The organism is Amycolatopsis nigrescens CSC17Ta-90 (genome assembly GCF_000384315.1).
In the GTDB taxonomy this organism is placed as follows: domain Bacteria; phylum Actinomycetota; class Actinomycetes; order Mycobacteriales; family Pseudonocardiaceae; genus Amycolatopsis; species Amycolatopsis nigrescens.
Genome location: NZ_ARVW01000001.1, coordinates 8,008,237 through 8,020,507 on the forward strand (window position 1 = coordinate 8,008,237; position 12,271 = coordinate 8,020,507).

General features: G+C 71.4%; 11 protein-coding genes. All 11 read left to right on the forward strand.

The annotated features are described in order from the left end of the window. The first annotated feature begins 1 nt into the window (after position 1). A complete protein-coding gene (locus tag AMYNI_RS0137840) occupies positions 2-1,174 on the forward strand; it encodes an ABC transporter substrate-binding protein (protein WP_157357655.1) in 1,173 nt (390 codons plus the stop codon). Between the two features lie 9 nt (positions 1,175-1,183). Next, entirely contained in the window at positions 1,184-2,050 is an 867-nt protein-coding gene (locus AMYNI_RS0137845) for a branched-chain amino acid ABC transporter permease (protein ID WP_020673331.1), read from the forward strand. Between the two features lie 87 nt (positions 2,051-2,137). Beyond that, the gene (locus AMYNI_RS0137850) at positions 2,138-2,854 is read left to right on the forward strand and encodes a dienelactone hydrolase family protein (protein ID WP_020673332.1); all 717 of its coding nucleotides are present in this window, start codon (positions 2,138-2,140) and stop codon (positions 2,852-2,854) included. Continuing rightward, positions 2,851-3,963 (forward strand): zinc-binding dehydrogenase, encoded by a 1,113-nt coding sequence (locus AMYNI_RS0137855; RefSeq protein ID WP_020673333.1) that lies wholly within the window; start codon positions 2,851-2,853, stop codon positions 3,961-3,963. The genes AMYNI_RS0137850 and AMYNI_RS0137855 overlap by 4 nt, the downstream gene beginning before the upstream one ends. Before the next feature lie 22 nt (positions 3,964-3,985). Next, positions 3,986-4,984 (forward strand): methyltransferase, encoded by a 999-nt coding sequence (locus tag AMYNI_RS0137860; protein WP_020673334.1) that lies wholly within the window; start codon positions 3,986-3,988, stop codon positions 4,982-4,984. Positions 4,985-5,156: 172 nt separating this feature from the next. Then, on the forward strand, positions 5,157-5,912 hold the full coding sequence (locus AMYNI_RS0137865) for an SDR family NAD(P)-dependent oxidoreductase (protein ID WP_020673335.1): 756 nt from the start codon (positions 5,157-5,159) through the stop codon (positions 5,910-5,912). Further along, positions 5,909-8,077 carry a N,N-dimethylformamidase beta subunit family domain-containing protein gene (locus AMYNI_RS0137870; RefSeq protein WP_020673336.1) on the forward strand — a complete coding sequence of 723 codons (2,169 nt, stop codon included), beginning with the start codon at positions 5,909-5,911 and terminating at the stop codon, positions 8,075-8,077. The genes AMYNI_RS0137865 and AMYNI_RS0137870 overlap by 4 nt, the downstream gene beginning before the upstream one ends. Before the next feature lie 38 nt (positions 8,078-8,115). Next, on the forward strand, positions 8,116-9,081 hold the full coding sequence (locus AMYNI_RS0137875; RefSeq protein WP_040406220.1) for an alpha/beta hydrolase: 966 nt from the start codon (positions 8,116-8,118) through the stop codon (positions 9,079-9,081). Further along, positions 9,078-10,049: an aldo/keto reductase gene (locus AMYNI_RS0137880; protein WP_020673338.1), complete on the forward strand. Its 972-nt coding sequence runs from the start codon at positions 9,078-9,080 to the stop codon at positions 10,047-10,049. Before AMYNI_RS0137875 ends, AMYNI_RS0137880 begins: the two co-directional genes overlap by 4 nt. A 74-nt stretch (positions 10,050-10,123) precedes the next feature. After that, positions 10,124-11,143, forward strand: coding sequence for a LuxR C-terminal-related transcriptional regulator (locus AMYNI_RS0137885; RefSeq protein WP_020673339.1), 1,020 nt, complete (start codon positions 10,124-10,126; stop codon positions 11,141-11,143). A 225-nt stretch (positions 11,144-11,368) separates the two neighbouring features. Beyond that, a complete protein-coding gene (locus AMYNI_RS0137890) occupies positions 11,369-12,124 on the forward strand; it encodes an alpha/beta fold hydrolase (RefSeq protein WP_245574098.1) in 756 nt (251 codons plus the stop codon). Positions 12,125-12,271 lie beyond the last annotated feature (147 nt).

Below are 12,271 nucleotides of genomic sequence, written 5' to 3' on the forward strand. Positions count from 1 at the left end.
GATGCGAGCACGAACCCGGTGGTGCCGCTCGTTCGCGGTGAGCACCGTACTAGCCGCAGTGATGGTAGTGGTGGCCGGCTGCGACTCCGGCGGCGACGGCAAGATCAAGATCGGTGCGGTGGCCGGGCTCACCGGCAACTTCGTGACCACCGACGTGGTCAAGACCGCGACCCAGGTGTTCAACGACGTCAACGCCCGTGGCGGGGTGAACGGGCGCCAGGTCGAGTACGTGGTCAAGGACGACGCCGGCAACCCGCAGCGGACCGCGCAGGTGGCAAGGGAGCTGCTGGACGACGACGTGGTGGCGATGGCCGGTTCGGCCAGCTTCACCGACTGCGACGTCAACGGCGGCTTCTACAAGCAGTCCGGGATCAGTTCGGTGATGGCCGTCGGGGCCAGCCCGAAGTGCTTTCAGAGCCCCAATATCGCCCCGGTCAACGTGGGCCCGTTCACCCTGATGACGGCGGTGCTGAAGTACGCGTCGGAGGCGCTGCAGACCAAGCGGGTGTGCAACTTCACCGTGGTGCTGCCGGGCAGCGAGGATGCCGTCCAGCAGGCACTCGGCCGCTGGTCGGCGCTGACCGGGCAGCAGCTGGTGGTGAACGACCTGACCGTGCAGCAGAGCGGCGACCCGACGCCGTATCTGCTGCGGGCCAAGCAGGCCGGCTGCGACGCGGTGCTGTTCAACCCGACCGAGCAGCTGGTGGTGCCGTGGCTGCAGGCGGCGAAGACCCAGGGCATGAACGACGTCAACTTCCTGCTGCTGGCGCCGTCCTACACCGACAGCGTGGCCAAGGCCGTCGGCGGCCTCGGGCTGAAGATCTACGCGGGCAGCGAGTTCGAGCCCTACACCGCGGACACCCCGGCCAACCGCGAATGGCGGGACACCGTCCAGCGCGCCGGCGCCCCGGCCACCGCGTTCTCGCAGGGCGGCTACCTGTCCGCGAAGTTCATGGTGAACGTGCTGCAGGGGATCAAGGGCGAGATCACCAAGGATTCGGTCAACGACGCGCTGAAGAAGATGGCCCCGGTGGCCGACCCGATGCTCGGCACGCCGTTCGTCTTCGGTGGCGCGGAAACCCACTCGCCGAACCAGGCTTCGAAGATCGTCCGGCTGGAGAACGGCCGGTGGACCGTGGCCACGCCCGAGTTCATCACCCTCCCGGCGAGCTAGGAGGCGGCCGTGCTCGTACTGTCCGCGGCGATCGCGGGTCTGGTCACCGGCGGCGCGTACGCGCTGATGGGGCTGTCCATCCTGCTCACCCACCGGCTGGTGGCGGTGGTCAACTTCGCGCAGGCCGCGGTGGGCGCGTTCGGCGCCTTCGCGATGGTCCTGCTCTACGAAAGCGGTGTGCCGCTGGTACTGGCGGTGCTCGCCGGGCTGGTCGTCGGCGCGGCCGTGCACGCGCTGGTCGGCGCGATCATGGTCCGCTGGTTCTCGGAGGCGGGCGAGGGGATCAAGGCGGCGGTCACGGTCGCGGTGTACACCTCGTTCCTCGCGCTCGGCCTCCGGTTGTTCGGCGCCCAGCACCCGCATCGGTTCCCGACTCCGTTCGACAGTCCCGCGTTCACCCTCGGCAGCGTGGTGGTGACCTGGACGGCGGTGCTCACCCTGCTGCTCGCGGTGCTCTTCGCGGTGGCACCGGTGCTGCTGCTCCGCCGCACCAGGATCGGTCTGCTGCTGCGTGCGCTGGCCGAGCGGCCGACCACCGCGGAACTGGTCGGCATCCCGGTGCCGAGGCTGGCGATGGTGGTGTGGGCGACCACGGGTGCGGCGAGCGCGCTGGCGATCATGCTCATCGCCGGCCAGTTCGCCAGCGACTTCGGCTCGCAGGCGCTGCTGATCACTCCCGCGCTGGCGGCCGCGCTGGTCGGCGGGTTCCGCAGCTTCCCGCTCACCCTGGCCGGCGGGCTCGCGTTGGGCATCCTGCAGAGCGTGGCCAGTACCTGGGCGGAGATCCGGGAGTACCGGGGCGTGCTGCCGTTCGTGGCGATCCTGGTGGTGCTGGTGTGGAGCCGGCGCCGGGAACGATGGGACGAGCTGGCTTGATCGTCCACTGTAGATAGTCTTGAAAGGACAGACATGTGCCATGGTGACGAATCCAGTCCGCCCGCTCCACCGGGGGAACCGGGCGCGGTGGCCGAGTCCGGCGACCTCACGCTGCGCGCACCGGACGGCAACCGCATCCTCGCCCACCGTGCCGTGCCCGCGCGGCCGTCCGGAGCCGGCGTGGTGCTGCTGCCCGACGTCCGTGGCCTGCACCGGTTCTACCGCGAGCTGAGCGGCCGGTTCGCCGAGGCCGGGGTCACCGCACTGGCGATCGACTACTACGGCCGGTCCGCCGTGGACGACACCCGCGGGCCGGACTTCGACGGCTTCGGCCACGTCGCGAAGCTGCGGCCGGAGCACTCCGCGGCGGACATCCGCGCGGCGGTGGACCACCTGCACTCGGGCGCGCTCGGCGAGCTGGACGCGATCTTCACCGTCGGGTTCTGCCTCGGCGGCGCGATGTCATGGAGCCAGTCGGCGGTGGACGAGCGGTTGGCCGGCGCGATCGGTTTCTACGGCCGTCCCGCCGAGTGCCGTGCGCTGATCCCGCGGATGCGCGCTCCGCTGCTGGTGCTCGCCGCGGGCGCGGATCAGCTCACCGCGCCCGAGGACGCGCGGAAGTTCGACCAGGAGCTGACCGACGCCGGAGTAGGCCATCGGTTCGTGCTTTACGAGGGGGCTCCGCACTCGTTCTTCGACGGCGGTTTCGCCGCGCACGAGGAAGCCTGTGCGGACGCCTGGCGTGAGGTGCTCGACTTCCTTGCCCAGCACAGCGTTCCCCGGCGCAACGGGATGCCGAGGTGACCCCGCCGGTGCCGAAGACGACCAGGGCGGCCGTGCTGCGGGAGTACGGCAAGCCGCTCTCGATGGAGGAACTGCCGCTGCCCGCGGAACTGGCCCCCGGCTCGGCACTGGTCCGGCTCGACCGCACCACCCTGTGCGGCACCGACGCGCATCTCTGGCGGGGTGGAATGCCGTTCGTCCAGTTGCCGATCGTGCTCGGCCACGAGATGGCGGGCCGGGTGGTCGCGCTGGGCGCGGGGGCGGACACCGACGCGCTCGGCCGCCCGGTGGCCACCGGCACCAGGCTCGTCTGGTCGGAGGCGACCTGCGGGCGCTGCCACGGCTGCACCGTGCTGCGGGAGCCGGTGCTGTGCGCGGACCGCGGGTACGGCTTCCGGCAGCGGGCGGACCGCTCGCCGTTCGTCACCGGCGGGCTCGCCGAGTACTGCTATCTGCCGCCCGGCGCGGGCAGGCTGGTGATCCCGGACGATCTGCCGGACACCTGGGCCGCGGCCGCCGGCTGCGCGGGGAAGACGGTGGTGCGCGCGTTCGACCGGGCCGGCGGGGTGCCCCGCGGCGCGGTCGTGGTGGTGCAGGGCGCCGGCCCGCTCGGGCTGTTCGGCACCGCGCTGGCCAGGGCGTCCGGGGCTGGGCTGGTGATCACCATCGGCGGGCCGTCCCACCGGCTGGCGCTCGCGTCCCGCTGGGGTGCCGACGTGGTGATCTCGGTGGATGAGGTGCCCGAACCGGGGGAGCGGGTCGCGCGGGTGGCGGCGCTGACCGGGACGCGGGGCGCGGACCTGGTCTTCGACTTCGCCGGCGGGCCCACCGCCAACTACGAGGGCGTGCTGATGTGCGCGCAGCGCGGCCGATACGTGGTGGTCGGACTGGCCGGTGCAGACGCGCTGGCGATGCCCGCGGACGTGGTGATGGGCAGGGAGCTGCAGGTGCTCGGCTCGCTGAACGGTGACGTGTCCGATCTGGCGCGATCGCTGCGCTTCCTGGCCGATGGCCGGGACCGGTTCGACTGGGACGCGATGTTCGGCGCGCCGGTGGGACTGGCCGGAGCGACCGCCGCCTTCGAAGACCTGACCGCGATCAAGGCCGTGATCGCACCCGAACTCGGCTGAACCCCATCGCAAGGAGCCCAGTATGACCAGCCATTCCGTCAAGACCACGGTGGCCAACCCGGCGCCGATCCTGCACGCGGCCACCGGTTTCATGGCGGCCAAGCAGCTTTTCGCGGCCGCCAAGTGCGGTCTGTTCGGTGCGCTCGAGGACGAGCCGCTGACCGTGCCGGAACTGGCCGCCCGCACCGGGCTGCCGGAGCGGTCCGCGCGCATCCTGGCGGACGCGATGACCGGGCTGCGGCTGCTCGTCTTCGAGCACGGCCGCTACCGCAACGCCGAAGCGGCCAGTGCCTACCTCAGCGGTCGCGGCGAAGGGCCGGACCTCAGGCCGTTCCTGGAGTTCTGGGACGGCCTGAGCTATCCGCACTGGCAGTCCTATGTGGACGCCGTATGGGCGGCGGCCCCGGCGCCGTTCGAGCTGGACGAGCAGCGGATGGGCGTGTTCCTCGGCGGTGTGCAGACGTACAACTCGCTGCACGCGCTGATGCTGGCCGAGCACTACGACTTCGGCAGGCACCGGCGGCTGCTCGACCTCGGCGGCCTGTCATCGGCGTTCCTGACCGAGGCGGTTTCCCGGCATTCCGGCCTGAGCGGCGCCTTCGTCGCCACCGGTGACCTGCTTGAATCGGCCAGGGCGGCGGCCCCGCCGGAGTTCCGCGACCGGATCGAGTTCCACGACGCCGACGTGCTCGCCGACCTGATCCCCGGCCGTTACGACGCGGTGCTGCTGGAGCACGTCGTGCACCGCTACGACGCCGAGCAGAACCAGGTGATCCTCGGCAGGGCACGCGAAGTGGCCGAAGACGGCGCACGCCTGCTGCTGCTGGACTTCCTGCTCGAACCGGCCGAGGGACGGCGGCTGGACGCGCTGTTCGCCGGGGAGTACCTGGTGGTGGACGGGACCGTGGTGTACCCGGAGTCCGAGGTGCGGGGCTGGTTGGAGAAGACCGGCTGGCGCTGGCTGGAGACGATGGCGCTGCCGGGCAGCCCGCGGGTGCTTATCGCCGAGGCGGCGGCGTGAGCGGCTCGGTGTCCAGCCGCGGCACCCAGGATGACCACGGCGCGCGCACTGGCCGGCAGGCACCGCTATCGGGGCGGCGGGGCGCCTGCCTTGCCACCGTTACCGGGCCGCGGGAGTCGCGCCCTGTCGACAGGATCGCGGATGCGCGCGGACTCGCGGAGGGGTTGGCGTGATGAGCGGCTCGGTGTCCGCCCTAGTCGCGCTGGTGACCGGCGGGGGCAGTGGGATCGGGGAGGCGGTGGCGGCCGCGCTGGCCGGCGAAGGGGCGAAGGTGGCGGTCGCCGATCTCGACGAGGGCGCCGCACGTCGGGTGGCCGGGCGGATCGGCGGGCTGGCACTGGCACTGGACGTCCGCGACCCGGCCTCGGTGGCGGCCGCGGTCGCCGAGGCCACCGGCGCGCTCGGCCCGGTGCGGGTGCTGGTGAACAGCGCCGGCGTGGTGGGTGGTGCCGGGCCGCTGCGGTCGTTGCCACTCGCCGCGCTCACCGCGGCACTGGAGGTGAACGTGGTGGGCACGTTCCTGATGACCCAGGCGGTCGGCAACGCGATGGCCGAAGCCGGGGAGGGCGGGTCGATCGTGAACCTCAGTTCGGCCGGCGCGTTCCAGCCCACCTTCGGGCTCGGCCACTACGAGGCGACCAAGGCCGCGGTGAACGCGCTGACCCGGTCCGCCGCGCTGGAGCTGGCCGAGCACCGGATCCGGGTGAACGCGGTCGCGCCGGGACCGGTCGAGACGCCGATGACCGGCCAGGCGCTGGCCGATCCGGACGCGCGGGCAGCCTGGCTGGCGAGAATCCCGCTGGGCCGGATCGCCGATCCGGCCGATCTGGTGCCGCTGGTGCTGCTGCTGGCCTCGGACCGGGCGCGGCACATCACCGGGACCGTGCTGCCGGTGGACGGCGGCCAGCTGCTGGCTGGTGCGGCGTGACCCGCCGCCCGGTCGAGCACCGGACCGCCCCGGTGGCCGGTTACACGGACCGGTTCTCCGCCAGGCCGGGGGAGCGGATCGCGGTGTCGGCGAGCTCGGTCAAGCCGCGCTGCGCGGTGCGGGTGCTGCGGGTCGGCCATGACGGGCAGGCGCCGGTCCGGACCCCGGTCCACCTCGGCGCGCCCGCGCAGATCGACATTCCACATAGGACACTCGACCTCGGTTCCTACGGGCTGGTGCCGGATCCGCCGCCGCTGACCGGCGCGGTCGCCTTCGCGGTCTGGGTCTGGCCGACCGCCCTGCCCGCCTGGCGCGCCGGCCTGATCACCCAGGGGCACCAGGAAAGCGGGCCGTACGCGGCGTTGTCGCTGCTCTCCGGCGGCAGGATCACGTTCGAGGCCAGTACCGAGGACGGCCTGGTCTCGGTGCGCAGCGAACTCGCGCTGCGCACCCGGCGCTGGTACTTCGTCGCGGGCGGCTACGACGCCGAGCGGGGCGCGCTGCTGACCGTCTGGCCGAGCGCGCCGCTCGCCGTCGAAGGCGGCCTTTCCCGGTCCACCGCCGGCCCCGGCGGGCCGCTGGTGCAGGGGACGCCGCCGCTGCTGCTCGCCGGGCACCGCGGCGCGGACGGCGAGGTGACCGCCAACCTGGACGGCAAGCTCGACGCGCCCGGTGTCTTCGACCGGCTGCCCACCGCCGGGGAGCTGGCCGAGTTCGCCGACGGCCGGTCCACCCTCGCCGAACTCGGCGCACGTGCCTGCTGGGATCTGGCCAAGGACATCGGCGGCGACCGGATGGTGGACGTCGTGGCCGGGCACCACGGGCGGCTGCACAACCTGCCGCTGCGCGCGGTCACCGGGCACGACTGGACCGGCGACGTACTGGACTGGCGGCACGCCGCGCGGGGGTACGGCGCGGTGCACTTCCACTCCGACGACCTGGACGACGCGGGCTGGGCGCCGTCGCTCACCCTCGATCTGCCCGACGATCTGCCCGGCGGCTGCTACGCGGTCGAGCTGACCACCGAGACCGGAGTGGACCGGGTGCCCTTCTTCGTCCGCCCCCGCGCGGACGCGGCCAAGGCGCCGCTGCTGCTGCTCGTGCCGACGCTGAGCTACCTGGCCTACGCGCTGGACCACCTGCGGCAGCCGATCCGGCCGGAGGACCCGCGGGAGGTGGCCGCGAAGTTCGCCAGGGACAACCTGCTGCACAGCCTCTACGACCGGCACGCCGACGGCAGCGGAGTGTGCACGGTGTCCAGCCTGCGGCCGCTGCTGGGCATGCGCGACGACCATCTGTTCCGCTATCTCAGCGCGCCGCACCAGTACGCCGAGGACGTGCAGCTGGTCGGCTGGCTCGGCCGGCAGGGGTTCGATTTCGACCTGCTCACCGACCACGACCTGGACGCGGAGGGCGGTGCGGCGCTGGCCGGTTACCGCGCGGTGCTCACCGGCAGCCATCCGGAGTACTGGACGGGCACCATGCTCGACGCCGTCGGCGAGCACCTTGACCAGGGCGGGAAGTTCGCCTACTTGGGCGGCAACGGCGCCTATTGGGTCACCGCGATCGCGGGCGACCGGCGGCACATCGCCGAACTGCGCCGCGGCTACTCGGGCGTGCGCACCTGGGAGGGCGAGCCGGGCGAGCAGCACCTGGCCTGCAGCGGCGAGCCCGGCGGGCTGTGGGCCGAACGCGGCCGGTCCCCGCACCGGCTGTTCGGCATCGGCTCCACGGCGGCCGGTATGACCACCGGGTCCGCCTACGAGCTGAAGTTCGATCCTGGCGACACCGCGGCCGAACGGATCTTCGCCGGCGTGGACGTCTCGGCACCGCTCGGCGGGTACGGCTCGGTGCTCGACGGCGCCGCGTCGTTCGAGACCGACGGCATCGACGTGCTGCTCGGTTCGCCGCCGGACGTGCGGCTGCTGGGCCGCTCGATGCTCGGCGAGCAGTACCTGTCCGCCTACACCGGCCCGGCGTTCCCGCATCCGCACGCCGAACCGGTGGACCACCGGCGGGCCGACCTCACCCTGCTGGACACCGCGGGCGGCGGCACGGTCTTCGCCACCGGGTCGATCGGCTGGTGCGGGGCGTTGTCGCACGACGGCGACGACAACGACGTCTCGCGGCTGACCGCGAACGTACTGCGCTGGTTCTGCGAATGAAGGGACTGTCAGTGTCTTCCATGTCTTCCGAGCCACCCATGCCATCTGAGCCTTTGCATCCCGAGGCCCGCGCGGTGATCGACGCCAGCGCGGCCGCCGGCCAGGACCTGACACCGGGATCGTTGACGGCGGCCGAGATGCGCGCGCGGTTCGCCGCCGCCTGGCAGCCGGGCGAACGGGGTGACCCGGTGGGCGCCCGGTTCGAACGGGGGATCTCCGGTCCCGGCGGCGACCTGCGCCTCCGGGTGTATCAGCCGGAGGGCACCGGGCCGTTCCCGGCGCTGGTGTGGTTCCACGGTGGCGGCTGGGTGATCGGTTCGCTGGACGAGAACGAGGTCACCTGCCGGGCGATCTGCCACCAGGCCGGGGCGGTGGTGGTGTCGGTCGACTACCGGCTGGCGCCGGAACACCCGTTCCCCGCGGCCATCGAGGACGCCTACGCCGCGCTCTGCTGGGTGGCCGGTGACGGGGCGGAGATCGCGGTCGACCCGGCGCGGATCGCGGTCGGTGGCGAGAGCGCGGGCGGCAACCTCGCCACGGTCGCGACCATGATGGCGCGGGATCGGCACGGCCCGGCGGCGGTGCTGCAACTGCTGGCGTCGCCGGTAACCGCGCCGCCGAGCGACGACCGTCCGTCCTACCGGGACTTCGGCGAGGGCTACTTCCTCAGCAAGGCCAGTATGGACTGGTTCTTCGAGCAGTATCCCCGGGACCCGGAAGACCTGCGAAACCCTTATCTGGCACCGTTGTCCGCCGATGACCTTGCCGGGCTGCCGCCCGCGCTGGTGCTGACCGCCGAGTACGACCCGTTGCGCGACGAGGGCGAGCAGTACGCCCATCGCCTGCTCGCCGCCGGGGTGCCCTGCGAGCTGGTGCGCTATCCGGGGCAGATCCACGGTTTCTTCGCCTTGCTGCCCGACCAGCTCAGCGTTTCTTCCGTCGCACACGCTCGCGCGGCCGCCGCGCTGCGCCGCGCGTTCACCGCCGAGAAAGGAAAGTCATGAAGGTTCCACACCGCAGAATCGGCACGCACGGGCCGGAGGTGTCCGCGCTCTCCCTTGGCTCCTGGCACACCTACGACCGAATGCGGTTCTCCGACGCGGTGGCCATGATCCGGTACGCGGTCGAGCACGGAATCAATCTCTTCGACGTCGGCTACTACGGCGGTTTCAGTTTGGACGGCAAGCCGGTCCCGGATTCCTTCACCGATGTGCTTTTCGGCAGAATCGTACAGGCGGCCGGACTGTCCAGAGAGGACTACGTTCTTTCGGTGAAGTTGTGGGTGAACAACTACCCGGACCGGTCTTTTGGTGAACAGCTGGACGAGCTGTTGTTGCGCGTGGGCACCGAGCGCGCAGATTTCGCCATTCTCGGCGATATCGCGGGTTTGCGACCGGATCTGCCGCGGCTGGTCCGCGATCTCGGCGAACTGGTGGATCAGGGCAGGCTCGGCGGCTGGGGGGTGAACAACTGGTCGTGCGGCGACATCCGCGCCGCGCACGAGGCGGCCACCGAGGCGGGGGTGCCGGGTCCGCAGATGGCGCAGCTGAAGTACAGCGTGGTCCGCCGGTCGATCGCGGACGGGAAGCCGTTCCGGCTGCTCACCGAGGAGATCGGGCTGAGCCTGCAGGCCTCGGATGTCTTGGAGGGCGGGGTGCTCGCCGGCAACCTCCAGCCGGAGCGGATGATCGGCAAGGACCCCGGCGGGATCCGTGCGCGGATCGCCGGCCCGGTGGCCAGGCTCGCCGAGATCGCGAAGTCCTTCGACGCCACTCCGGCGCAGCTGGCGGTGGCGTTCTGCCTGACCCATCCGGCGGCCACCACGGTTCTGTTCGGCGCCAGTAAACAGGCGCAACTGGTGGAGAACATCGGAGCACTGGAACTGGCGGAGCACTGCGGTGCGGAGATCCGTGCCGCGGTGGAGGGATTGTGGCTGGACCGGGAGGCGGTGGATCCCACCGGGCGCCGATAGAATGGTATGTACTTGAAATCTTGACCATCTGTTTGGCCAGGAGTATGTTCGCTTCTCCCATCCCTAGGAGAGGCATGGATTCTTCGAGCGTCGCCGCCGCGGTGCAGATCGGCTACGCCATGGGCACCAACGCCGACGTCGAATGGGAGGAATTGTTCGGACTGCTCGCCGGCGCCATTCCGGAGATCTGCGCGGTTCAGGTCACCGGCTGGGATCCGGTGGCCAGGAGGTTCGTGGTGGTGGCCGAACGCGGTTACCGGAAGTCCATTTCCCACGACCTGGCCCACGGGCTGCCGCGCACCCGCTGGGGCGTGCAGCTGTTCGCGTCCAAGATGCCGTTGCTGATGGACGACATGCCGCAGCATTTCCGGGCTTCCCCGCACTACCAGGAGAAACTCCAGCCTGCCGGGTTCGAGGACGGGCTGTCCGCGGCGCTGCGCTCGGAGACCGGTAGGCGGATCGGCATGCTGCACCTGAACGCCCCGGTGCGCCGTGCGTTCGGCGAACGGGCACGGGAGTTCGTCGCGCAGGTCGCGCCGGCGCTGGCCCGTCGCGTGGACCCGCTGTGGTGCCCACCGCTGGCCGCGCGGTTCGGCCCGGAATGGGCGGCCAGCAGGCTCGTCCCCGGTGGCGAACCGCTGGCATTGACCGGCCGTCAGGCGACGCCGCTGGCCCGCGACCGGCGGATCGTCGAACTCGCACACGCCTTCGCCCGGTTGTCGGTCGGCGCGCTGAACTTCCTGTGGCCCGGCGATGCCGGCTGGTACCGCGCGGTGCTGCTGCACGTGGTGGACACCAACCGGACCGGGGTGGTGGTGGCGAGCGCCCCGTTCGCCAACGAGTTCGGCCTGACCGCGCGCGAGGTGGACGTGGCGACCGGGATCGTGGCGGGGCTGAGCAACCAGGCGATCGCGGACGAGCTAGTCGTCAGCCGCCGCACCGTGGAGACCTACGTCGAACGTCTGCTCGGCAAGCTCGACTGCGCGTCCCGCGGCGAAGCGGCCGGTATCGCGGTCCGCGCCGGACTGCTCAAACCCACCGTCGGCCCCAGGGGCGTCGGCGACCTGCGCCGCCTGACCAGAGGCGGCTCCTAACCCCGCCCGGCCAGCTCGTTGATCCGGCTGTCGTTGAGATCGACATGCAAGCCCGCCGGGGATCGAGCCAGGCCACCGTGGTTGGCGTTCTGGCAGCTACGTGGGTAAACCTATCTCGTATTTCACCGACGGTAAGAAGAGCGGCTCAACGCCGTGCCGGTTGGAGTATCCACTGCAACCTCGCGGTGATCCACAGGTACCGACTGGGGAGTAGGGTCGCTGGCCGTGAGCGATCTTCCAGTGCGGACCTTCCGCGGCCGCGACGGTGCCGAACTCGCCTACCGGGAGCTGGGGGAGGGCAGGCCGTTGGTGCTGATCCACGGCTACTTCTCCACCGCGACGGTCAACTGGCTGAACTACGGGCACGCCGCGAAGCTCGCGGAGCGCGGCCATCGGGTGATCATGCCGGACCTGCGCGGGCACGGTGACAGTGCGAGATCGCACGATGCCGCGGCGTATCCGCCCGACGTGCTGGCGGACGACGCCTTCGCGTTGATCGAGCAGCTCGGCCTCACCGACTACGACCTGGGCGGCTACTCGCTGGGCGGGCGGACCACGGTGCGGATGCTGGTGCGCGGCGCGACTCCGGGCCGGGCGGTGGTGGCGGGCACCGGGCTCGACGGGATTCTGCACACCGCCGGCCGCAGCGCGCACTTCCGCCGGGTGCTCGTCGATCCCGGCGGGTTCGAGCGCGGCTCGGCGGAAGGGCGGGCCGCGGCCTTCCTGAAGACGGTCGGCGGCGACCCGGCGGCGCTGCTGCACGTTCTCGGCAGCTTCGTGGACACCCCGCGAGAGGCGCTCGCCCAGATCGAGACACCGGTGCTCGTGCTGGCCGGCGATGAGGACGACTGCAACGGCTCGGCGCAGGAATTGGCCGAGCTGCTGCCTGGCGGCCGGTACGCGATGGTGCCCGGCAACCACCTCAGCGCGGTCGCCCAAGCGGAGCTCGGGCTGACGATCGCGGGCTTTCTCGGCGAGTGATGACGGGTGCCCGAGCGCTCCACTGTGACCGGACACACCGGACGAATGTGCAGGTGAGCGGAGAATTTCGCCCCCTGTAAGCAAGATCGTGGGCCGGCAGGGAAACTCGTTTGGTGAGCTTTTGGCGTAGAAGGTATCCGCGTGGCG